This window comes from Azospirillum sp. UENF 211521 (genome assembly GCF_058780535.1).
Genome location: NZ_JBSNCF010000001.1, coordinates 2666582 through 2687047, shown reverse-complemented (window position 1 = coordinate 2687047; position 20466 = coordinate 2666582). Strand labels below are relative to the sequence as shown.

Here is a 20466-nt window from a genome sequence, read left to right as displayed (position 1 = left end):
CGAAACAAACCGGGGTTGGAAAGAGACGATGGCCGACATCACGCACGCGCAAATGCCGCATCCCCCAGCCTCCGCGCACGGCGCGGGCGAGGGCGCCGGCATCCCGCATCCCTACCATCTGGTGAAGCCGAGCCCCTGGCCTCTTCTGGGCGCCTTCGCCGCCGGTCTGTTCGCGACGGGCATGGTCATCTACATGCACGGCGGCGGCTGGCTGCTGGCCGCCCTCGGCTTCGTGTCCATCCTGGGCGTGATGTTCGGCTGGTGGCGCGACGTCATCAAGGAGGCGGTGCGCGAGAAGGCGCACACCCCGGTGGTGAAGATCGGCCTGCGCTACGGCATGGCGCTGTTCATCGCCTCGGAGGTGATGTTCTTCGCCGCCTTCTTCTGGGCCTTCTACGACGCGGCGCTCTACCCCAAGGTGTTCGCCGAGAACCCGCAAGGCGTCTGGCCGCCGCCGAACATCACGGTGCTGGAGACCTTTCACCTGCCGCTGATGATGACGCTGATCCTGCTGCTGTCGGGCGTTACCGTCACCTGGGCGCACCACGCCATCCTCGAGGGCCGCAACAAGGAGGCGTCGCGCGCTCTGGGGCTGACCGTCCTGCTGGGGGTGATGTTCACCTTCTTCCAGGGCTGGGAATACGCCCACGCCGCCTTCGGCTTCAAGCAGGGCATCTACCCGTCGACCTTCTACATGGCGACCGGCTTCCACGGCTTCCACGTCATCATCGGGACCATCTTCCTGGCGGTCTGCTGGTTCCGCACCATGAAGGGCCACTTCACCCCGCAGAGCCATTTCGGCTTCGAGGCGGCGGCCTGGTACTGGCACTTCGTGGATGTGGTCTGGCTGTTCCTGTTCGTGTCGATCTACTGGTGGGGGTCGTTGGGCGCCGCCAGCGGCCACTGATCCATCCCCCTGTCGCCTTGCGAAGCCCTTCTCCTCCACCGGGGGAGAGGGGCTTCCCGTTCCTGGAAGGAGGCGGATCATTTGAGCACGTACTACTCCAGCCCATCGCCCCTGACCGCCGGCCTGCGCTGCGCTTGCCCGCGCTGTGGACGGGGCAAGCTGTTCGACGGCTATCTGACGGTCAACGAGCGCTGTTCGGTGTGCAACCTGAACCTCGCCCGGCAGGACAGCGGCGACGGGCCGGCGGTCTTCCTGATCTTCATCCTGGGTTTCCTGGTCGTGCCGGTGGCGCTGTGGGTGTCGATGTCGGTGGACTGGCCGCTGTGGCTGCACGCCGTCGTCTGGAGCATCGTCGTGCTCGGGCTGGCGCTCGGCATGCTGCGCCCGGCCAAGGCCTATGTGGTGGCGCTGCAGTACCGCCACCGGCGCAACGAGTTGGAGGACCCGGACGAGTGACCATGACCGCCGCCGCCGAACCCCGCCGCTTCCGCCCTTCGCTGTGGGCGACGCTGATCACCGTGCCCGCCGTGCTGGTCATGCTGGGGCTGGGCACGTGGCAGATGCAGCGGCTGGCGTGGAAGGAGGATCTGGTCCGCCGGGTGGAGCAGCGGCTGCACGCCGCCCCCATCCCGCTGCCCCCCACGATCGCCGATCCGGAGGCGTTGGAGTTCCGCCCGGTGACCGTGACCGGGCGCTTCCTGAACGACAAGGAACTGCTGCTGGTGGCCCGGCCCCGGCGGGGACAGGCGGGCTACGAGCTGCTGACCCCGCTGCAGCGCCCGGCGGAGGACGGCGGCGGCGTGGTGCTGGTCAACCGCGGCTTCCTGCCCATGGACAAGCGCGCCCCCGCCAGCCGTCTGGAGAGCCGGGTGGAGGGGCCGGTGACCGTCACCGGTCTGGTCCGCCTGCCGCAGCCCGCCGGCTGGCTCCAGCCGGGCAACCGGCCGGGGGCGGAGTCCTGGATGCGGCTGGACCCGCCGGCCATGGCGGCCTCCGCCGGGCTGGAGACAGTCGCCCCGTTGGCGGTCGAGATGACCCCCGACCCGGCACGGGGCAACGCGCCCCAGACCGGGATGCTGAACGGGATTCAGCCGCTCGTCGAGCTTCCCAACAACCATAGGCAATACGCGTTCACCTGGTATAGCCTCGCCGCGACGCTGGTCGTCGTCTATGTGCTGTCCCAACGCCGGAGAACCGGTCCGGCATCCTAGGAGTTGCGTCCATGACAGCCGCCTATCGGGAGTTGGAACGCCGTTTCGCCCGCATCGCCGCCATCGGCGACGCCCTGGGCATCCTGAGCTGGGACAGCCAGACCATGATGCCCGACGGCTCCAGCGACGGGCGGGCGGAGCAGACCGCCACCCTGACCGTGCTCGCCCACGAGCTGCAAACCGACCCCCGCGTGGCCGACTGGCTGGCGGAGGCCGAGGCGGCGGGAGGGCTGAACGATTGGCAGGCGGCCAACCTGCGGGAGATGCGGCGCACCCACCGCCACGCCACCGCCGTCCCCGGCGATCTGATCGAGGCGACCAGCAAGGCGATCTCGGCCTGCGAGATGACGTGGCGCAGCGCGCGGGCGGAAAGCGATTTCGCCAAGCTGCTGCCCAGCCTGTCGGAGGTGCTGCGCCGCGTGCGGGAGTGCGGCGAGGCCAAGGCGGCGACCATGGGCCTGTCGCCCTACGACGCCATGCTGGACGAGCACGATCCCGGCGCCCGCTCCGAGCGGATCGACGCCCTGTTCGCCGGTCTGGCCGGCTTCCTGCCGGAGCTGATCGGGCGCGTCCTCGACCGGCAGGCCGCCGAGCCGGCGCCGCTGCGGCCCGTGGGGCCCTTCGCCGTCGCCAACCAGAAGGCGCTGGGCGAGCGGCTGATGCGGGCGGCGGGCTTCGACTTCACCCGCGGGCGGCTGGACGTGTCGTTGCATCCCTTCTGCGGCGGCGCCACCGGCGACGTGCGCATCACCACCCGCTACGACGAGGACGACTTCACCAAGGCCCTGATGGGGGTGATGCACGAGACGGGGCACGCCCTCTACGAGCAGGGCCGCCCGCGTGATTGGCTGAGCCAGCCGGTGGGGCTCGCCCGCGGCATGGCGGTGCATGAGAGCCAGTCGCTGATCGTCGAGATGCAGGCCTGCCGCTCGCCGGAGTTCCTGTGCTGGCTGGCCCCGGTCGCGCAGGAGGCGTTCGGCGGTTCCGGCCCGGCCTGGGAGCCGGACAACCTGCGCCGCCTCTACAGCCGAGTGGAGCGCGGCTTCATCCGGGTGGACGCCGACGAGGTGACCTATCCGGCGCACATCATCCTGCGCTACCGGCTGGAGAAGGCGCTGATCGCCGGGGACTTGGCCTTGGCCGACCTGCCGGGCGCCTGGAACGACGGCATGAAGAACCTGGTCGGGGTGGCGCCGCCGGACGACCGGTTGGGCTGCCTTCAGGACATCCACTGGCCGTCCGGCGCCTGGGGCTACTTCCCCAGCTACACGCTGGGCGCCATGACCGCCGCCCAGCTGTTCGAGGCCGCGGCGAAGGCCGATCCGGACATCCGCCCGGCGCTGGCGCGCGGCGACCTCGTGCCGTTGGTGGCGTGGCTGGGAGCGAATGTGCACGGCAAGGGCTGTCTCTACGCGTCCGGCGATGAACTGCTGACGGCGGCCACCGGGCGGCCGTTGGATGCGGCGGTGTTCCGGCGGCATCTGGAGAGCCGGTATCTGGGTGCTTGAGCGGAGCCTTTGCCCCCTCCCTAACCCTCCCCCGCTGACGCAGGGAAGGGGACTTATTTTCCCTCTCCCGCGAAGCGGGGGAGGGCCGGGGTGGGGGCAAGGGGGCGCCGAAACATGTTCGCTGATGCGGAAGAATCCGCAAAATCCACCGAACGCAAAAGGCTGACCCGTAACCCTCCTTCGTTCCCGTGCGCCGCTTCGCGCCATCAAGCAATCAATCCGAAAAACAGCCTCAAGACAGCGCAAGCACTCGACGTGTCTTCCTTGTCTCAAATGTCTTCAAAATCCGCTCTTCCGGACATGGTCACACATGCCTTGGATTGCCGGAATTGAGCGACATTCCCGGCAATATTTCGTTAACCATAAACCGCCAGCTTCCGGCCCAACGCGAATGGCAACGAGGGCTGAGCACAATGGGCATCGCCAAGGGCTTCCTGCACACGGACGGCAACCAGATCGTCGATTCGTCGGGTCAGAACGTCAAGCTGACGGGCGTCAACTGGTTCGGCGGCGAGGGCTTCGTCTTCAACCCCAACGGCATGGACATGCGCGGGTACTGGGGGATGATGGAGCAGATGAAGGAGATGGGCTTCAACACCATCCGCCTGCCGTGGAGCGACGCGGCTCTGGACGCCGACCGGGCGACGGGCATCGACACCTCCAAGAATCCCGACCTCGCGAACAAGTCCCCGCTTGAGGTCATGGACAAGGTGATCGACTACGCCGGGCGCATCGGCATGAAGGTCATCCTCGATCACCACCGCTCCAGCGACGGTGCGTCGGCCAACGAGAACGGCCTGTGGTACGACGACAAGTACCCGGAGTCGAAGATGATCGAAAACTGGAAGATGCTGGCCGAGCGCTACAAGGGCAACGACACCGTCGTCGGCGCCGACCTGCACAACGAGCCGCACGGGCAGGCGACCTGGGGTGGCGGCGACAAGGCCACCGACTGGGCCTGGGCCGCGGAGCGCATCGGCAACGAGATCCAGTCCGTGAACAAGGATTGGCTGCTGCTGGTCGAGGGCGTCGAAATCCACGAGAACCAGTGGGAGTGGTGGGGCGGCAACCTGCGCGGCGCCAAGGACCGCCCGATCGAGTTCGACAATCCGGGCAAGCTGGTCTACTCGGTCCACTCCTACGGCCCGTCCATCCATGAGATGGAGTGGTTCAAGGCCAGCGACTACCCGAACAACCTGCCGGGCCAGTACACCGACAATTGGGGCTGGCTGCTGAAGGAAGACAAGGCGCCCGTGCTGGTCGGCGAGTTTGGCGGCAAGCTGGAGACCGACCAGGACAAGGCCTACATGGCTAAGCTGATCGACTACATGAACGGCGACCTGGACGGCAACGGCACCAACGACCTCGGCGCCGGCAAAGAAGGGGCGAGCTGGACCTACTGGTCGTGGAACCCGAACTCGGGCGACACCGGCGGCATCCTGAAGGACGATTGGCAGACGGTCGACCAGACCAAGTACAACGCCATCAAGGAAGGCCTGTTCGACGGCGTCAGCCCGGCCAAGGCCGCCTGGGCTCCGGCGAAGGCCCAGGCGCTGGGGGAGGGCGACATCAACGTCCTGTCCCACACGGTGGCCCAGCCGCAGGCGGCGGACCACAGCACCGCCGCCCTGGTGGACGCCGCGCTCGCCGCCCAGACGGTGGCGCTTCCGCCGGTCGACGCTGCGCACGATCCGTCGGCGCTGCATCACGACCCGCTGGACGTCCACACCGGCGCCTGATCGGCGGGCAGCATTCCACCGTCCCTCTCCCGGGGTGGGAGAGGGACGGTGGAATGCAACGCACCCGGAACCCGCCGCTTGCGCCGCGTGTGGGAGGGCGCTAACTATGCCCGTTCCACAAGAGTTCGCCGGCCCGCCACAGCGTCGGCCTCCTTCAGGCGTCGGAGAGTGTGCGTTGAAGTACGTCAGCACGCGGGGCCAGGCCCCGGTCCTGGGTTTCGAGGAAGTCCTTCTGGCCGGTCTCGCGCGTGACGGCGGCCTCTATGTCCCGGAAAGCTGGCCGCAGTTCTCGGCCGACGAGATCCGCGCGATGCGCGGCCTTCCCTACAGCGAGATCGCCGTGCGCGTCATGCTGCCCTTCCTGGGCGGCGCCATCGCCGAGGACGACTTCCGCGCCATCGTGAAGGACGCCTACGCCAGCTTCGACCACGCCGCGGTGGTGCCGCTGGTGCAGCTCGACCAGCGCATCTGGGTGATGGAGCTGTTCCACGGCCCCACGCTGGCCTTCAAGGATGTGGCGCTGCAACTGCTCGGCCGCCTGTTCGACCATGTGCTGGCCAAGCGCGGCGAGCGGGTGACCATCGTCGGCGCCACCTCGGGAGACACCGGTTCCGCCGCCATCGAGGCGTGCCGCGATCGCCAGAACGTGGACATCTTCATCCTGCACCCGAAGGGCCGCACGTCGGAGGTGCAGCGCCGCCAGATGACCAGCGTCCTGTCGGACAACGTGCACAACATCGCGCTGCACGGCACCTTCGACGACTGCCAGGATCTGGTGAAGGCGCTGTTCAACGACATGGCCTTCCGCGACAAGATGGGCCTGTCGGCGGTGAACTCGATCAACTGGGCGCGCATCATGGCCCAGATCGTCTATTACTTCGCCGCCGCGGTGGCGCTGGGCGCGCCCGACCGCAAGGTGGCCTTCACCGTGCCCACCGGCAATTTCGGCAACGTCTACGCCGCCTACGGCGCGCGGGCGATGGGCCTGCCGGTGGAGCGGCTGGTCGTGGGCTCCAACACCAACGACATCCTGGCCCGCTTTTTTGCCAGCGGCACCATGTCGGCGGCTCCGGTCGTGCCCACATTGAGTCCCAGCATGGACATCCAGATCTCCTCCAACTTCGAGCGGCTGCTGTTCGACCTGCTGGGCCGCGACGGCGCCGCCGTGCAGGCCGCCATGGAGCGGTTCCGTGCGGAGGGCAAATTCGCCGTCACCGACGAGCAACTGGCCGAGGCGCACGGCATCTTCACGGCCAATCGCGCGGATGATGCGCTGACCATGGACATCATCAAGGGCGTCTGGAAAAAGACCGGCGGCTATCAGGTCGATCCGCACACCGCCGTCGGCATCCATTCCGCCATGGTGGCGCCGGTCGATCCGTCGGTGCCGGTGGTCGTGATGGCGACCGCGCATCCCGCCAAGTTCCCCGACGCCGTGGAGACGGCCACCGGCCGGCGCCCGGTCCTGCCGCCGCGCCTGTCCGACCTCTACGAGCGGGAGGAGCGGCTGTCGGAGCTGCCCAACGACGTGGCGGCGGTCCAGGAGTTCGTCGTCGCCCGCGCCCGCGCCGCCAAGGAGGCCGCATGAGCATCCGCGTGACCACGCTGCCGAACGGGCTGCGCGTCGCCACCGACACGATGCCCGGCGTGCAGTCGGTCTCGCTCGGCTGCTGGGTCGGGGTCGGCACGCGCAACGAGTCTGCGAACGTCAACGGCGTGGCGCACCTCGTCGAGCACATGCTGTTCAAGGGCACCGAGCGGCGCTCCGCCTTCCGCATCTCCGAGGAGATCGAGAATGTCGGCGGCCAGCTCAACGCCTACACGACGCGCGAGCAGACGGCCTATTACGCCAAGGTCCTGCACGAGGACACGGCGCTGGCGCTCGACCTCATCGCCGACATGCTCCAGAACTCCGTCCTCGACAGCGAGGAGCTGGTGCGGGAGCGCACGGTGGTGCTTCAGGAGATCGGCCAGTCCGCCGACACCCCCGACGACATCATCTTCGACCATTTCCAGTCGACCGCCTATCCGGGGCAGGCGCTGGGGCGTCCCGTCCTGGGGTCGTCGGAAATCGTCGGCGCCCTGTCGCGGCCGGCGCTGGTCGATTACATCGACGGCCATTACGGCGCGCCGGGCATCGTCCTGGCCGCCGCCGGGCGGCTGGAGCACGACCGGCTGGTCGACATGGCACTGTCGGCCTTCGACGGGCTGTCCTCCCGCCCGGCGCCGGAATCCGAGGACGCGCGCTACGCCGGGGGCGACTTCCGCGAGGCGCGGGACCTGGAGCAGATGCACCTCGTGCTGGGCTTCGACGGGGTGGGGGTGCACGACCCGGACTATTATGCCCATTCGGTGATGTCGACGCTGCTCGGCGGCGGCATGTCCTCGCGCCTCTTCCAGGAGGTGCGGGAGAAGCGCGGGCTGGTCTATTCCATCTACACCTTCTCCGGCGCCTACCGCGACGGCGGGCTGTTCGGCGTCTACGCCGGCACCGGCGAGGACGAGGTGGCGGAGCTGGTCCCCGTCGTCTGCGACGAGTTGATGCGGGTGACCGAGGACGTGACCGAGGAGGAGGTGGCCCGCGCCGCCGCCCAGCTCCGCGCCGGGACGCTGATGGCCCTGGAAAGCTCCATGTCGCGCTGCGAGCAGCTCGGTCAGCAGCTTCTGGTCTATGGGCGTCCCGTGCCGGTGGAGGAGATCGTCGAGAAGATCGGGGCGGTCGACCGCGAGTCCATCGTCCGCGTCGCCCGGCGCCTGCGCGAAAGCCGCCCCACCGTGGCGGCACTCGGCCCGATCGGACGGCTTGAGGAGTATGACCGCATCGCCGCGCGGTTCCGGTAAGGGACGCGCCAGGGTGGGAGGGGCAGCATGATCCGCCTGCTCGGCGGTGGTCTCATCAGCCCGCCGGCGGTCCGGCTCGACGGGCCGGTCTGCTACATCCGCCCGCCGCTGCCGCGGGATTGGCGGGAATGGGCCGACCTGCGGGCGGACTCCCGCGCTTTCCTGACCCCCTGGGAGCCGACCTGGCCGGCGGACGCGCTGACCCGCGCCGCCTTCGGGCGGCGGCTGCGGCGGCAGGCCCAGGAGTGGCGCGACGACCAGGGCTACAGCTTCCTCGTCTACGACCGCGCGACCGACCGGCTGGTCGGCGGGCTGGGGCTGACCAACCTGCGGCGTGGCGTGGCCCAGATGGCGACGCTCGGCTACTGGGTCGGGCAGCCCTACGCGCGCAACGGCTACATGTCCGGCGCGACCCGGCTGGTGCTGGATTTCGCCTTCGGGCAATTGGGGCTGCACCGGGTCGAGGCGGCCTGCCTGCCGACCAACGCGCCAAGCCGCGGCCTGCTGGAAAAGGTCGGCTTCACCCACGAAGGCTACGCGCGCGGCTATCTGCGCATCGACGGGGTGTGGCGGGATCATGTTCTCTACGCCATCCTGCGCGAGGAGTGGCAGGGATAACCCCTCCGGTCGGGGTGCCCGACTCCGGAATCCCAAGGGTTTGTCCCGGGCGGCTTAACCCATGGTTAAGGGAGCGGGCGCAGGCTGACGGCATGTCCTTCGCATCGCATGAGGCGGATATGTCGTCGAACCCCACCTATCCGAACGCCACTTGGACGAAAGAGGATTCCCTCACCTACGCCGTCGAACTGGACGGGCGCCGCGTCGATCTGCGCTATGAGGCGTCGGGTTTCCAGAGCGGCTGGGCGGTCTACGCCGGTGACGAGCTGGTCGAGCGGTGCAGCGAGCTCATGCAGGCCCGCGGCCTCGCCCTGGCGATCGCCAGCAAGGCCCCGTAACCGCGCTTTGACGTGAGGTCCCGCCGCTTGTTGCGCGGCGGGTTTGTGCCCCTTGGTGCAGAGCGGAAGCCGTCAGGCGTGCCCGGCCTCCGCCGACAGCATGGACAGGCTGACGCCGAGCTTGGCGATCGAGCGCTCCCACTTGGTGTCCAGTTCGGGATCGAACAGCAGGGTCTCGTCGCAGGGCACGTTCAGCCAGCCGTTCGCCTGGATTTCCGCGTCCAATTGTCCCGGACCCCAGCCGGCATAGCCGAGCAGCAGGATGTTGCGGCGCGGCCCGCGGTCCTCGGAAATCGCGCGCAGGATGTCGATGGTCGCGGTCAGCGCCACCTCGTCGTCCACCACCAGCGTGCCGTCCCGCACGTAATCGGTCGAATGCAGGACGAATCCGCGCCCGGACTCCACGGGACCGCCATAATGGACGGGCATGTTGGCGATCGGCTCCTGGATCTCGATCTCGAGCTGCTCCAGCAAATCCTCGAAGGTGACCGACCCGAACAGGCGATTGACGACGAGGCCCATGGCGCCGTCTTCGTTGTGGGCACACATGTAGATCACGGTCCGCTGAAAACGCGGGTCCGTCATGCCCGGCATGGCGATCAGCAACTGGCCGGTCAGATAGTCCGAGGACTTGGTCAGGTGCGGCATGGGCGCTATCCTTAGTGTCGGGGGACGGGCGGACCGTTTGGCGGCCGCCCGAAGCCGTCTTCGCCCGAGTGTGACAGCACGGGCCAAGCTTTGTCATCCATATACAGCCGCGGCCGATGGGCGGCCCGCTGCGTCTTGATATGAGAACAGTCGGTGCGATGAAAAGGTTTGTTCCGTTCCTGCTCGCCATCCTGGCCTTGGCCGCACCCGGAATGGGGAGGGCGGAGACCGGCTCCTGGGTCAAGTCCGGCCCGGTGGAGGCGCGGCTTGTCGCATCGGTCCAGGGGGTGGGCGACCTCGCCAAAATCCCCCTGGGGCTGGAGGTCCGGCTGGAGCCGGGCTGGAAGACCTACTGGCGCACCCCGGGCGACGCCGGATTCGCGCCGCGTCTGGACTGGTCGGAGTCGCGGAACCTCACGGCGACGGAGCTGATCTACCCGGCCCCGCACCGCTTCACCGTGCTTGGCTTCGAGACGGCGGGCTACGACGCGGAGGTGCTGTTCCCCATCGCCGCCACACCGGCGGAGCCCGGCAAGCCGCTCGATCTCGCGTTGAAGGCGGAGTTGCTGGTCTGCTCGACCATCTGCGTGCCGGAGATGGTGGCGCTGTCCCTGTCCATCCCCGAGGGTCCGGCGACGCCGGGGCCGTCGGCCAACGACATCGCCCGCGCCCAGTCCCTGGTGCCCGGCGACGGGCGGGCGTCGGGCCTGACCGTCACGGCGGTGCGCGGCCAGGGCGCCGTGCTGGAGGTCGAGGTCACCGCCCGCGAGCCGATGGTCGCCCCCGACGTGTTCGTGGAGACCGACCCGCCGGTGACCTTCTCCGCGCCCAAGAGCCAGTTCCTCGATGGCGACCGGCGCGCGATCCTGCGGATGGACGCGACCGACCCGACGCCCGGCCTGGACCTCGCCGGACGGGTGATGACGCTGACGGTGGTGGACGGCAACCGGTCGGTGGAGGCTCCGGCGACCGCCGCGGCGGGGCTGGGCGGAGGTGCCGGGCCGGCTCCGGCGGGTCTGCTGGCCATGCTGGGAGTCGCCCTGCTGGGTGGGCTGATCCTGAACCTGATGCCCTGCGTGCTGCCGGTGCTGTCGCTGAAGCTGCTGTCCATCGTCCAGCACGGCGGACGGGCACCCGCGGCGGTGCGCGCCGGCTTCCTGGCCTCGGCGGCGGGCATCCTGACCTCCTTCCTGATCCTTGCCGGAGCGCTGGTCGCGGTGAAGGCGGCGGGCGGCGCCGTGGGCTGGGGCATCCAGTTCCAGCAGCCGCTGTTCCTCGTCTTCATGGTCGTTCTGGTGACCTTGTTCGCCGCCAACCTGTGGGGCCTGTTCGAGGTTCCGCTGCCGCGCGCCATCGCCGACCGGATGGGCGGGCCGGAGGGGCAGGGGCTGGGTGGGCAGTTCGCGACGGGTGCCTTCGCCACGCTGCTCGCCACGCCCTGCTCCGCGCCGTTCCTGGGGACGGCGGTGGGCTTCGCGCTGTCGCGCGGGGCGCTGGAGGTGTTCGCCATCTTCGCCGCGCTCGGCGTCGGGCTGGCGCTGCCCTACCTGCTGATCGCCGCCTTCCCGCGCGCCGCGCGCCTGCTGCCGCGCCCGGGGCGCTGGATGGTGGCGCTGCGCCGGGTGCTGGGCGGGGCGCTGGCCCTGACCGCGCTGTGGCTGCTGTCGGTGCTGGTCGTCCAGGTCGGCGAGGTGCCGGCGCTGGCCGTCGCCGTGCTGATGGGCGGTCTGGTCGCTGCGCTGTGGCTGGGCCGCCGGCTGGCGGAGACGGCGCGCTGGGCCGGGGCGGCGCTGGCCGGTCTGCTGGCTCTGGTGGCCTTCGCCGTTCCCGCTGTCTTCGGCCCCTCCGCCGGGGCGGCTCCGGTCGCCGAAAGCGCAGCAGCGCGCTGGGCCGTCTTCGACGAGGCGGCGATCCGCGAGCAGGTGACCGCCGGGCGCACCGTCTTCGTGGACGTCACCGCCGACTGGTGCATCACCTGTCAGGCGAACAAGAAGCTGGTGCTGAACCGCGGCGCCGTCGCGCAGCGGCTGGAGGACGCCGGGGTGGTGACCGCCATGCGCGCGGACTGGACCCGACCGGACGAGGCCATCGCCCGCTACCTTGCCCGACACGGCCGCTATGGCATTCCCTTCAACATCGTCTATGGTCCGGGGGCTCCGGAGGGCATCGCGCTTCCGGAACTGCTGACCGAAGGGGCCGTCCTCGACGCGCTCGACCGGGCGTCCGGCAGGATCAAAAGCTGAAACACAAAAAATTGGGAGTTCAGGAGACATGACCATTCAAGTGGGCGACGCCATCCCGTCCGTCACGCTGAAGCATCTGACCGACAACGGGATGCAGGACATCACCACCGACGCGCTGTTCAAGGGCAAGACGGTTGTGCTGTTCTCCGTGCCGGGCGCCTTCACCCCGACCTGCTCCGCCAAGCACCTGCCGGGCTTCGTCCAGAAGGCCGAAGACCTGAAGGCCAAGGGGGTGGACGACATCGTCTGCCTCGCCGTCAACGATCCCTTCGTGATGCGCGCCTGGGGCGAGAAGAGCGGAGTTGGCGGCAAGGTCACCATGCTGCCGGACGGCAACGCCGCTCTGACCCAAGCGCTGGGCCTGACGATGGACGGCACGGGCTACGGCCTCGGCCTGCGCGGCCAGCGCTTCGCCCTGGTCGCCAAGGACGGCAAGGTCACCCACCTCGCCGTGGAGAAGCCGGGCCAGTTCGAGGTGTCCTCGGCCGAAGCGGTGCTGGGCGCCCTGTAAGGGGGCAGAGCAACCCAGGGCGCCATTACAAACCCTCTCCTCTCTGGGGAGAGGGTGGCCCGAAGGGCCGGTGAGGGGGTTGCGCTTGTGCCGGACGGTCCGCCACGCGCAACCCCCTCACCCTGACCCTCTCCCCAGAGGGGAGAGGGGATTTGAGGCCTCACCCCGCCTTCGTGCGGTCCCAGGTGGTGTCGGCCACGCCGCGTTCCCGCAGCTTCGCCTTCTGTACTTTGGCGGTCGGCGTCTTGGGGAAGGCGTCCACGATGTCGATGTAGCGGGGCTGGGCGTAGCGCGGCAGTTCGCGCTCGGCGTAGGCCGCCACGGACTCCGGCGTCAGGGCGGCGCCCGGTGCGGCGACCAGCGCGACCATGATCTCGTCCTCGGCGCCCGGAATGCCCGCCGGCACGGCGTAGGCGGCGACCTCCGCCACCCCCTCCAGCCGCGACAGCACCGTCTCCACCTCGTAGGACGAGACGTTCTCGCCGCGGCGGCGGATGCAGTCCTTGATGCGGTCGACGAAGGTGACGTAGCCCTCCGCGTCCATCACCGCGGCGTCGCCAGTGTGGAACCACAGATTCCGCCACGCCTCCACCGTCTTGTCGGGCATCCGGTGATAGCCGGACAGGAAGCCGAAGGCGGCCTTCGGGCGCACCATGACCTCGCCGACCTGACCGCGCGGGACCGGGATGTCGGTCTGCGGATCACGGATCTCCACCTCGAAATAGCGGTCGTAGACCTTGCCGCAGGTGCCGGGGCGCGGCTTGCCCATCTCGGCGTAGAGCGGGATGTTCACCTCGGTCATGCCGTAGAGGCTGATGACGTCGCGGACGCCGAACCGCTCGCGCAGCACCCGTTCGGTGTCCGCCGGGTTGGGGGCGGCGCCGACGAGGCGCAAGGGGTGGTTGCGGTCGTCGGGGCGCGGCGGCTGGGCCACCACGAAGGCGGTGACGGCGCCCAGCGAGTTGGTCACCGTGCAGCCGTGCCGCCGGATGTCGTCCAGCCAGGACGACGCGCTGAACCGCTCGCGCAGCACCGCCGACCCGCCGGAGATCATCGCGGCGTAGAGCTGCATGTAGAGCCCGTTGGCGTGGAACAGCGGCAGGCAGATGTAGAAGCGGTCCTCGTCGGTCAGCGCGAAATTGTCGATGGAGCCCAAGCCGAACAGGAAGCCGTGGCCGTGCGGCATCAGCACGCCCTTCGACAGGCCGGTGGTGCCCGACGTGTACATGATGCAGGCGTCGTCGCCGGCGCGGGGCAGGGGGCCGTCATAGGGGGCGGCGTCGCGCCAGCCTTCCAGCGCCGTGTGCGGCGATCCTTGGGCGGCGCCGGGCACCACCAGCCCGCGCAGCGCGGTCAGGCGTGGCGCGATGTCGGTGATGCGTTCGGCCAGAGCGGCATCGACCACCGCCAGGGTGGCCCCCGCATTCTCCAACTGGTGCTCCAGGAAGCCGCCCTTCAGTTCGGTGTTCAGCGCGACCATCACGGCACCCAGCCGCCCCAGCCCCAGCCACACGCGCACGAAGTCCAGCCCGTTCGGCAGCATCACCGCCACCGTGTCGCCCGGCTTCACGCCCAACCCGGCGAAGAAGCCGGCCACGCGGCCCGCCTGCTCCTGGGCCTCGGCGTAGGTCAGCGAATCGCCGTTGTTCTCTTTGCCGGCGATCATCGTGACGAAGGTCTTGGCGCCGCGTTCGGCGGCCTGATGGGCCAGCACCTCGGGCAGCACCCAGCGGGCTTCGTTCCGCAAATGCGGATACATCTCGGTCTCCTCCCAACGATCTTTCGTCGTTCGTTATCGGAGGGAGCCTAGCGGGACGGCGGGTCCGCCGTCCACAAACCCTTGAGGATGGTCACCGTTCGCCAGACGGCTCAGCCCCGCGCGGCCTGCCGGACGTCGGCGACGCCCTGGCGGGCCAGCGCGTCGGCCCGCTCGTTCTCCGGATGGCCGGCGTGGCCGCGCACCCAGTGGAACTCGATGCGGTGCTGCCGCTTCGCCTCGTCCAGGCGCCGCCACAAATCCTCGTTCTTCACCGGCTTCTTGTCGGCGGTCTTCCAGCCACGGGCCTTCCAGCCGTGAATCCACTGGGTGATGCCGTTCTTCACATACTCGCTGTCGGTGTAGAGCCGCACCTCCATGGGCCGCTTCAGCGCTTCGAGCGCCTGGATGGCGGCCATCAGCTCCATGCGGTTGTTGGTGGTGGCCGGCTCGCCGCCGTACAGCTCCTTCTCCACCCCGTTGTAGCGCAGGATGGCGCCCCAGCCACCGGGGCCGGGGTTGCCGCTGCAGGCGCCGTCGGTAAAGATGTCGACGACCTTCGGCGCGCTCTTGTCACCGTCGGTGCCGGTTCCGGTGTCCGTCATGGCGTCAGACCTGATAGCTGCCGCCGTCGTCGAGCGCGTAGTCGCCGAGCCCGCGGACGGTTTGGTGGAAGCGCAGCTTGCGCAGATATTCCAGCGGGTCCTTCGGGCGCACGAAGGCCCCCGGCGGATGGTTCAGCCAGTCGTAGAGGCGCGTCAGCAGGAAGCGCAGGGCGCTGCCGCGGCACAGCCAGGGCAGGGCGGCCAGCTCCGCCGGCGACAGGGGGCGGACCTTCTGGTAGCTGGTCAGCAGCATCCGCGCCTTGGTGGCGTTGAACGATCCATCGACCTCGAAGCACCAGGCGTTCATGCAGATCGCGATGTCGTAGGCCAGGAAGTCGTTGCAGGCGAAGTAGAAGTCGATCAGGCCGGACAGCCCGTCGCCGCGGAAGAACACGTTGTCGGGGAACAGGTCGGCGTGGATGACCCCGGACGGCAGGCCGGCGGGCCAGTTGGCCTCCAGCGCGGCCAGTTCCGCCTCCAGCGTCGCGCGCAGGTCGCGGGCGACCTCGTCGGCGCGCGGCGCGCATTTTCCGGCCAAATCCTTCCAGCCGTCCAGCGAGAGGGCGTTGGGACGCTCCATCCGGAAGTCGGCGACGGCCAGATGCAGGCGGGCCAGCGCCGTCCCGAGCTCCGCGCAATGGTGCGGCGTGATGCGGCGCGGCCACATGCCGGCCAGGAAGGTGACGATCACCGCCGGACGCCCGGCCAGCTCGCGCAGGGACTGCCCATCCATGCCCTGGACCGGCAGCGGGCAGGCAATGCCCTTGTCGGCGAGATGCTCCATCAGGCCCAGGAAGAAGGGGAGGTCCTCCCGCCGGGTGCGCTTCTCGTAGAGCGTCAGGATGTAGGGGCCGCGCTCCGTCACCAGGAGGAAGTTGGAATTCTCCACCCCCTCCGCAATGCCCTTGCAGGACAGGACGGCGCCCAGATCGTACTGGGCGATGAAAGCGTTCAGCTCGTCGTCGGTGACTTCGGTGTATACGGCCATGCCAGCGCCTTACCGGGATTCGGGGCGCCGGTCAATGCTGCCGCGGCCGCTCGCCTCTGGGCCGCTCACAGGGCTATGCCGTCGTAAAGCGCCGCCAGGGGAAGATCCGCCCCGATGGAGGCCAGCGGCAGCGTGGCGTCCTCGGTGAAATCCTCGACGATCCAACGCCGTCCGTCGCGGCGCCAGAGCTGCGCCCGGACGGCGCGGCTGTCCAGCAGCAGCACCTCCTGCACCGAAGGGATCTGCATGTAGTCGGGCACCTTGGTGCCGCGGTCGTGGCTGGCCGTGCTGTCGGACAGGATCTCGACCACCAGCACCGGATTCGGTGTCGAGCGCTGGCCGGGCTGGTGGGGCGAGCAGGTGACGGCGATGTCGGCCTCGTAAAAGCGGTCGGCGCGGTCGTCGCGTTCGATGGCCGTTTCCGTCAAGACTTCGACAGGGTGGGCGGAGGCGCATGCCGATAGCGATGATGATCGCCGCCGTCAGCCGGCTGTGCGCCTGGGAGCACGCGTTCATCGCCCTCGGCTGCCCGCCGACCAGCTCGTAGCGCGTGTCCGGCTCCTGCCGGTCGGCCCAGGCGAGAAACTCGTCGATGTCCATCTTCTGGATGGCCGGCTTCTGGATGGCGGGCGCGCCCATGAACGTCTCCTTCGCGCTGGCCGGTCCCTGGATTATGCGGGTCTTTGCATTATGCGTCTGCCGGGACCGGACGGGAAGGGGCGCCGCCGTCCAGAAGCGGCTTCGGCAGCTTGAAGGTGATGTCCTCGAAGGCGGTGCGCAGCTCCTCCACCGTCACGGCATAGCGGGCGCGGGCGGCCTCCATGACCTCCTCCACCAGCACTTCGGGGGCCGACGCTCCGGCGGTGATGCCCAGCGTGGCGACTCCGTCCAGCGCCGACCAGTCGATGTCCGCTGCGCGCTGGACCAGCTGGGCGCGCTGGCAGCCGTGAATCTTCGCCACCTCGACCAGCCGCTTGGAGTTCGAGGAGTTCGGGGCGCCCAGCACCAGCAGGGCGTCCACCTTCGGCGCGATGGCCTTCACCGCCTGCTGGCGGTTGGTGGTGGCGTAGCAGATGTCCTCCTTCTTCGGCCCGCCGATGGACGGGAAGCGGGCCTGGAGGGCGGCGACGATGCTCGCCGTCTCGTCCACCGACAGGGTGGTCTGGGTGGCGTAGGCGAGGTTCTCCGGGTTGTCCACCTGGACCGTCGCCACATCCTCCACCGTCTCCACCAGCACCACGGCGCCCTGGGGCAACTGGCCCATGGTGCCGATCACCTCCGGGTGGCCGGCGTGGCCGATCAGCACGATCTGGCGCCCCTCGTTGAAGTGGCGCTCGGCCTCGCGGTGCACCTTGCTGACCAGCGGGCAGGTGGCGTCGAGATAGAACAGGCCGCGCTGCTCCGCCGCCGCCGGGACCGACTTCGGCACGCCGTGGGCGGAGAAGACCACCGGCACGCCGTCGGGCACCTGATCCAGCTCGTCGACGAAGACGGCGCCCTTGGCCTCCAGGCTCTGCACCACGAATCGGTTGTGGACGATCTCGTGCCGGACATAGACGGGGGCGCCGAACCGCTCCAGCGCCACCTCCACGATCTGGATCGCGCGGTCCACGCCGGCGCAGAAGCCACGGGGGGCCGCGAGCAGGATGGTCAGGGGCGTCTGGGTCATGCGCGTCGTTCCGGTGTCTCGAAAAAGGGGGTGTCGGGGTTCGTTCGTCGCAGCGGCGGCGTGGCCTTGTGCCGGCCCCACCGCTTCTCTAAAGTCGTGGCAGAACACACCCTTCCAACCGTTAGGCCAGACCGATGGACCGCCGCCGCGACCGTAATATAGGAACCCCCGCCCGGAAAAGCCCGCGGGCGCTTGCATTCGCGAGTCTCGGTTTTCTGGCGCTCACCGGCTGCTCCGGACTCGGGGGCGGATCGAACACCGCGGCGGACGCGGCCCTGGCCTGCCCGAAGGTGTCCATCGTCCGCGATTTGGCGGAGGTCACCCAGTTCCGCAACGGCGGTGGGCGCGACCTGACCGACGTGACCTCCCGCGCGGCGCTGGCCGACTATTCCGGCAATTGCGACTACACCAGCGACGGCGTCACGGTGAACGTGAACGTCTTCCTGATCGCGGAGCGCGGGCCGGCCATGCAGGGCAACACGGCGAACTACCGCTATTTCGTCGCTGTCGCCAAGCCGGGCGAGGAAGCGCCGACCACCAAGACGGAGTTCGACACCTCCGTCACCTTCGATGCCGGCAAGCTCCGCTCCGGCAGCCGCGAGGAACTGGCGCCGAAGATTCCGCTGCCCAAGGACGCCAACGGCAAGGACTGGAATATTTTTCTGGGCTTCCAGCTGACGCCGGAGCAATTGGCCTTCAACCGGGCGCAGATGAAGCAGTGATCGGGTAAGGGAAGCAGAATCATGCCCAGCGCACCGGTCGCCGCGACCAAGGAACCCATCGTCATCGAGCTGGAAGCCGGCAAGACCTACTGGTGGTGCCGGTGCGGGCGCAGCGCCAAGCAGCCGCTGTGCGATGGCAAGCACGCCGGCACTGGGCTGGAGCCGATGAAGTTCGCTCCCGCCACCTCCATGAAGGCGCGCTTCTGCGGCTGCAAGGCGACGAAGAAGCCGCCCTTCTGCGACGGCAGCCATCTGGACCTGAAATGAGCGTTGCCGGGACACCAGCGAACCCCGCCAGCGAACCCCGATTGACATTCGCAAAGGTCCCGGTAGGTTAAACGGCACAAGCCGACGATCCCTCGCGGGAGAGATCATTGCCCGGCCACCGGAAAACCGGATGCCGGGCAGTGGCGCCGAAGGAGCAACCGCCCCGGAAACTCTCAGGCAAAAGGACCGCAAGGGGGATAAGGCAACTCTGGAAAGCAGCCCGGTCCGCGCACAGCGGATAACGGCTCACCGAAGGAGTAAACCGGTTGTCGAGGGTTGGACCTCGCCGGTGAATCTCTCAGGTCCAGGACAGAGGGGGCAGGACTCGCGCCAATCCCGGCGCGGGTTGTGCGACCCTATGTCGGAGGACCCGCGTGACCGAGGCTTCTGAGTCCCCCAAGAAAACGCCGCTGCACAGCCTCCATCTGGAGCTGAAGGGCAAGATGGTGCCCTTCGCCGGCTACGACATGCCGGTGCAGTACCCGCTCGGCATCCTCAAGGAACACCAGCACACCCGCGCCAAGGCCGGGCTGTTCGACGTGTCGCACATGGGGCAGGTGCGCCTGACCGGCGAGGACCCGGCCGCCGCTCTGGAGTCGCTGGTTCCCGGCGACATCAAGGGGCTGGCCCGCGGGCGCATGCGCTACACGCTGTTTCTGAACGAGCAGGGCGGCATCCTGGACGACCTGATGGTCACCAACGCCGGCGACCATTTGTTCCTGGTCGTCAACGCCGCTCGCAAGGACCACGACGTCGCCCACATGCGCGAGCGGCTGAAGGGCAAGGCCGAGGTGGAGCTGCTGGACGACCTCGCCCTGATGGCGCTGCAAGGGCCGGAGGCCGCGGCGGTGCTCGGGCGCTTCATCCCCGAGGCGGCCACCATGAAGTTCATGAGCTACCTGCCGGCCACCTTCAACGGCATCCCGGTCATCATCACCCGCTCAGGCTACACGGGCGAGGACGGCTACGAGATTTCCTGCGACAAGTCCGACGCGGAGGCCATCGCCCGCGCCCTGCTGGCCGAGGACGAGGTCGAGGCCATCGGGCTGGGTGCGCGCGACTCGCTGCGGCTGGAGGCCGGACTCTGCCTCTACGGCCACGACATCGACGAGACGACGACTCCGGTCGAAGCGGGCCTGGAATGGGCGCTGTCCAAGCGCCGCCGGCAGGAGGGCGGCTTCCCCGGCTACGCCATCATCAAGGACCAACTCGCCAACGGCGCCCCGCGCCGCCGCGTCGGCCTGCAGCCGGACGGCCGCCAGCCGGCCCGCGAGCACACCGACGTCTGCGACGCGGATGGGCAAAAGATCGGGGAGGTGACCAGTGGTGGCTTTGGCCCCACCGCCTCCGCCCCGGTCGCCATGGGCTATGTGGACCGCGCGCACGCCGCCGTGGGCACGCCGGTCCAGCTCATGGTCCGCGGCAAGCCGCTGGCCGCCAAGGTCGCCGCCATGCCCTTCGTGCCGCAGCGCTACTACCGCGGCTGAGAATTAGAAAACCGTTTCGAACAGGGGACAACCATGACCATCAAGTACACCAAGGACCATGAGTGGGTCCGCGTCGAGGGCGATGTCGGCACCGTCGGCGTCAGCGACCACGCCCAGCACCAGCTCGGCGACGTCGTATTCGTCGAGCTGCCGGACGTCGGCCGCCAACTCGCCCAGGGCAAGGAAGCCGCCGTCGTGGAGTCGGTGAAGGCCGCCAGCGACGTCTTCGCCCCGGTTTCCGGCGAGGTGATCGAGGCCAACGCCGATCTGGAGAACGACCCGTCGCTGGTCAACGCCGGGGCCGAGACCACCGGCTGGTTCTTCAAGCTGCGCCTCAGCAACCCGGCAGAGCTGGACGGGCTGATGGACGAAGCCGCCTATAAGGCCTTCGTGGAAGGGCAAGCCTGA

Annotated in this window: 22 protein-coding genes and 1 riboswitch; of the genes, 16 read left to right on the top strand and 6 right to left on the bottom strand. The window is 68.9% G+C overall.

Annotated elements, in window-relative coordinates; translation table 11 throughout:
* Positions 1–28: 28 nt before the first annotated feature.
* From ACWPN5_RS12680 to ACWPN5_RS12635, 10 genes are all read left to right on the top strand, one after another.
* On the top strand, positions 29–907 hold the full coding sequence (locus ACWPN5_RS12680) for a cytochrome c oxidase subunit 3 (RefSeq protein WP_492295648.1): 879 nt from the start codon (positions 29–31) through the stop codon (positions 905–907).
* A gap of 81 nt (positions 908–988) precedes the next feature.
* Entirely contained in the window at positions 989–1363 is a 375-nt protein-coding gene (locus ACWPN5_RS12675; RefSeq protein ID WP_492295646.1) for a DUF983 domain-containing protein, read from the top strand.
* 2 nt (positions 1364–1365) lie between these two features.
* The gene (locus tag ACWPN5_RS12670; protein ID WP_492296385.1) at positions 1366–2118 is read left to right on the top strand and encodes an SURF1 family protein; all 753 of its coding nucleotides are present in this window, start codon (positions 1366–1368) and stop codon (positions 2116–2118) included.
* Positions 2119–2129: 11 nt separating this feature from the next.
* Positions 2130–3626 (top strand): carboxypeptidase M32, encoded by a 1497-nt coding sequence (locus tag ACWPN5_RS12665; protein WP_492295644.1) that lies wholly within the window; start codon positions 2130–2132, stop codon positions 3624–3626.
* 114 nt (positions 3627–3740) lie between these two features.
* A complete protein-coding gene (locus ACWPN5_RS12660) occupies positions 3741–3959 on the top strand; it encodes a hypothetical protein (RefSeq protein ID WP_200479979.1) in 219 nt (72 codons plus the stop codon).
* An 80-nt stretch (positions 3960–4039) separates the two neighbouring features.
* On the top strand, positions 4040–5365 hold the full coding sequence (locus tag ACWPN5_RS12655; protein WP_145688967.1) for a glycoside hydrolase family 5 protein: 1326 nt from the start codon (positions 4040–4042) through the stop codon (positions 5363–5365).
* Positions 5366–5540: 175 nt separating this feature from the next.
* A complete protein-coding gene (gene thrC, locus ACWPN5_RS12650) occupies positions 5541–6953 on the top strand; it encodes a threonine synthase (protein ID WP_492295641.1) in 1413 nt (470 codons plus the stop codon).
* Positions 6950–8206, top strand: coding sequence for a M16 family metallopeptidase (locus ACWPN5_RS12645; RefSeq protein ID WP_145688969.1), 1257 nt, complete (start codon positions 6950–6952; stop codon positions 8204–8206). Before thrC ends, ACWPN5_RS12645 begins: the two co-directional genes overlap by 4 nt.
* Before the next feature lie 27 nt (positions 8207–8233).
* Positions 8234–8824: a GNAT family N-acetyltransferase gene (locus ACWPN5_RS12640; RefSeq protein WP_145688970.1), complete on the top strand. Its 591-nt coding sequence runs from the start codon at positions 8234–8236 to the stop codon at positions 8822–8824.
* Between the two features lie 119 nt (positions 8825–8943).
* Positions 8944–9162 carry a hypothetical protein gene (locus ACWPN5_RS12635; RefSeq protein ID WP_145688971.1) on the top strand — a complete coding sequence of 73 codons (219 nt, stop codon included), beginning with the start codon at positions 8944–8946 and terminating at the stop codon, positions 9160–9162.
* A 72-nt stretch (positions 9163–9234) separates the two neighbouring features.
* Here ACWPN5_RS12635 and ACWPN5_RS12630 read toward each other — a convergent pair whose 3' ends face one another.
* Positions 9235–9810 carry a YqgE/AlgH family protein gene (locus ACWPN5_RS12630; RefSeq protein ID WP_014240841.1) on the bottom strand — a complete coding sequence of 192 codons (576 nt, stop codon included), beginning with the start codon at positions 9808–9810 and terminating at the stop codon, positions 9235–9237.
* 158 nt (positions 9811–9968) lie between these two features.
* Here ACWPN5_RS12630 and ACWPN5_RS12625 point away from each other — a divergent pair, with 158 nt between their 5' ends.
* Together ACWPN5_RS12625 and ACWPN5_RS12620 are read left to right on the top strand one after the other, a co-directional pair.
* Positions 9969–12053, top strand: a complete 2085-nt coding sequence (locus ACWPN5_RS12625; RefSeq protein ID WP_492295638.1) for a protein-disulfide reductase DsbD family protein — start codon at positions 9969–9971, stop codon at positions 12051–12053.
* Positions 12054–12081: 28 nt separating this feature from the next.
* On the top strand, positions 12082–12564 hold the full coding sequence (locus ACWPN5_RS12620) for a peroxiredoxin (RefSeq protein WP_145688973.1): 483 nt from the start codon (positions 12082–12084) through the stop codon (positions 12562–12564).
* A gap of 160 nt (positions 12565–12724) precedes the next feature.
* Here the strand turns inward: ACWPN5_RS12620 and ACWPN5_RS12615 are convergent, their stop codons facing one another.
* From ACWPN5_RS12615 to ispH, 5 genes are all read right to left on the bottom strand, one after another.
* On the bottom strand, positions 12725–14323 hold the full coding sequence (locus ACWPN5_RS12615) for an AMP-binding protein (RefSeq protein WP_492295636.1): 1599 nt from the start codon (positions 14321–14323) through the stop codon (positions 12725–12727).
* Positions 14324–14433: 110 nt separating this feature from the next.
* Positions 14434–14925: a ribonuclease HI gene (gene rnhA / locus ACWPN5_RS12610; protein ID WP_492295634.1), complete on the bottom strand. Its 492-nt coding sequence runs from the start codon at positions 14923–14925 to the stop codon at positions 14434–14436.
* Between the two features lie 4 nt (positions 14926–14929).
* On the bottom strand, positions 14930–15913 hold the full coding sequence (locus ACWPN5_RS12605; protein ID WP_145688976.1) for a homoserine kinase: 984 nt from the start codon (positions 15911–15913) through the stop codon (positions 14930–14932).
* A gap of 65 nt (positions 15914–15978) precedes the next feature.
* A complete protein-coding gene (locus tag ACWPN5_RS12600) occupies positions 15979–16341 on the bottom strand; it encodes a Uma2 family endonuclease (protein WP_492295632.1) in 363 nt (120 codons plus the stop codon).
* Between the two features lie 260 nt (positions 16342–16601).
* Positions 16602–17582 carry a 4-hydroxy-3-methylbut-2-enyl diphosphate reductase gene (ispH, locus tag ACWPN5_RS12595; RefSeq protein WP_492295630.1) on the bottom strand — a complete coding sequence of 327 codons (981 nt, stop codon included), beginning with the start codon at positions 17580–17582 and terminating at the stop codon, positions 16602–16604.
* A 134-nt stretch (positions 17583–17716) separates the two neighbouring features.
* Between ispH and ACWPN5_RS12590 the strand changes: the two genes are divergently transcribed.
* From ACWPN5_RS12590 to gcvH, 4 genes are all read left to right on the top strand, one after another.
* Positions 17717–18304 (top strand): hypothetical protein, encoded by a 588-nt coding sequence (locus ACWPN5_RS12590; RefSeq protein ID WP_492295628.1) that lies wholly within the window; start codon positions 17717–17719, stop codon positions 18302–18304.
* A 21-nt stretch (positions 18305–18325) separates the two neighbouring features.
* Positions 18326–18571 (top strand): CDGSH iron-sulfur domain-containing protein, encoded by a 246-nt coding sequence (locus tag ACWPN5_RS12585; protein WP_492295626.1) that lies wholly within the window; start codon positions 18326–18328, stop codon positions 18569–18571.
* Between the two features lie 85 nt (positions 18572–18656).
* A riboswitch (glycine riboswitch) is annotated at positions 18657–18770 on the top strand.
* 175 nt (positions 18771–18945) lie between these two features.
* Positions 18946–20058, top strand: a complete 1113-nt coding sequence (gcvT, locus tag ACWPN5_RS12580; protein WP_492295624.1) for a glycine cleavage system aminomethyltransferase GcvT — start codon at positions 18946–18948, stop codon at positions 20056–20058.
* A 33-nt stretch (positions 20059–20091) separates the two neighbouring features.
* Positions 20092–20466 (top strand): glycine cleavage system protein GcvH, encoded by a 375-nt coding sequence (gcvH, locus tag ACWPN5_RS12575; protein ID WP_038527146.1) that lies wholly within the window; start codon positions 20092–20094, stop codon positions 20464–20466.

What these genes read in the sequence shown, in the direction of transcription:
- ACWPN5_RS12670 (WP_492296385.1), top strand. Translation starts at nt 1,366, where the DNA reads ATGACCGCCGCCGCCGAACCCCGCCGCTTCCGCCCTTCGCTGTGGGCG.
- ACWPN5_RS12660 (WP_200479979.1), top strand. Translation starts at nt 3,741, where the DNA reads ATGTTCGCTGATGCGGAAGAATCCGCAAAATCCACCGAACGCAAAAGG.
- ACWPN5_RS12665 (WP_492295644.1), top strand. Translation starts at nt 2,130, where the DNA reads ATGACAGCCGCCTATCGGGAGTTGGAACGCCGTTTCGCCCGCATCGCC.
- ACWPN5_RS12625 (WP_492295638.1), top strand. Translation starts at nt 9,969, where the DNA reads ATGAAAAGGTTTGTTCCGTTCCTGCTCGCCATCCTGGCCTTGGCCGCA.
- ACWPN5_RS12585 (WP_492295626.1), top strand. Translation starts at nt 18,326, where the DNA reads ATGCCCAGCGCACCGGTCGCCGCGACCAAGGAACCCATCGTCATCGAG.
- ACWPN5_RS12620 (WP_145688973.1), top strand. Translation starts at nt 12,082, where the DNA reads ATGACCATTCAAGTGGGCGACGCCATCCCGTCCGTCACGCTGAAGCAT.
- ACWPN5_RS12640 (WP_145688970.1), top strand. Translation starts at nt 8,234, where the DNA reads ATGATCCGCCTGCTCGGCGGTGGTCTCATCAGCCCGCCGGCGGTCCGG.
- gcvH (WP_038527146.1), top strand. Translation starts at nt 20,092, where the DNA reads ATGACCATCAAGTACACCAAGGACCATGAGTGGGTCCGCGTCGAGGGC.
- ACWPN5_RS12655 (WP_145688967.1), top strand. Translation starts at nt 4,040, where the DNA reads ATGGGCATCGCCAAGGGCTTCCTGCACACGGACGGCAACCAGATCGTC.
- rnhA (WP_492295634.1), bottom strand. Translation starts at nt 14,925, where the DNA reads ATGACGGACACCGGAACCGGCACCGACGGTGACAAGAGCGCGCCGAAG.
- ACWPN5_RS12590 (WP_492295628.1), top strand. Translation starts at nt 17,717, where the DNA reads ATGGACCGCCGCCGCGACCGTAATATAGGAACCCCCGCCCGGAAAAGC.
- ACWPN5_RS12630 (WP_014240841.1), bottom strand. Translation starts at nt 9,810, where the DNA reads ATGCCGCACCTGACCAAGTCCTCGGACTATCTGACCGGCCAGTTGCTG.
- ACWPN5_RS12635 (WP_145688971.1), top strand. Translation starts at nt 8,944, where the DNA reads ATGTCGTCGAACCCCACCTATCCGAACGCCACTTGGACGAAAGAGGAT.
- ispH (WP_492295630.1), bottom strand. Translation starts at nt 17,582, where the DNA reads ATGACCCAGACGCCCCTGACCATCCTGCTCGCGGCCCCCCGTGGCTTC.
- ACWPN5_RS12605 (WP_145688976.1), bottom strand. Translation starts at nt 15,913, where the DNA reads ATGGCCGTATACACCGAAGTCACCGACGACGAGCTGAACGCTTTCATC.
- ACWPN5_RS12645 (WP_145688969.1), top strand. Translation starts at nt 6,950, where the DNA reads ATGAGCATCCGCGTGACCACGCTGCCGAACGGGCTGCGCGTCGCCACC.
- ACWPN5_RS12615 (WP_492295636.1), bottom strand. Translation starts at nt 14,323, where the DNA reads ATGTATCCGCATTTGCGGAACGAAGCCCGCTGGGTGCTGCCCGAGGTG.
- ACWPN5_RS12680 (WP_492295648.1), top strand. Translation starts at nt 29, where the DNA reads ATGGCCGACATCACGCACGCGCAAATGCCGCATCCCCCAGCCTCCGCG.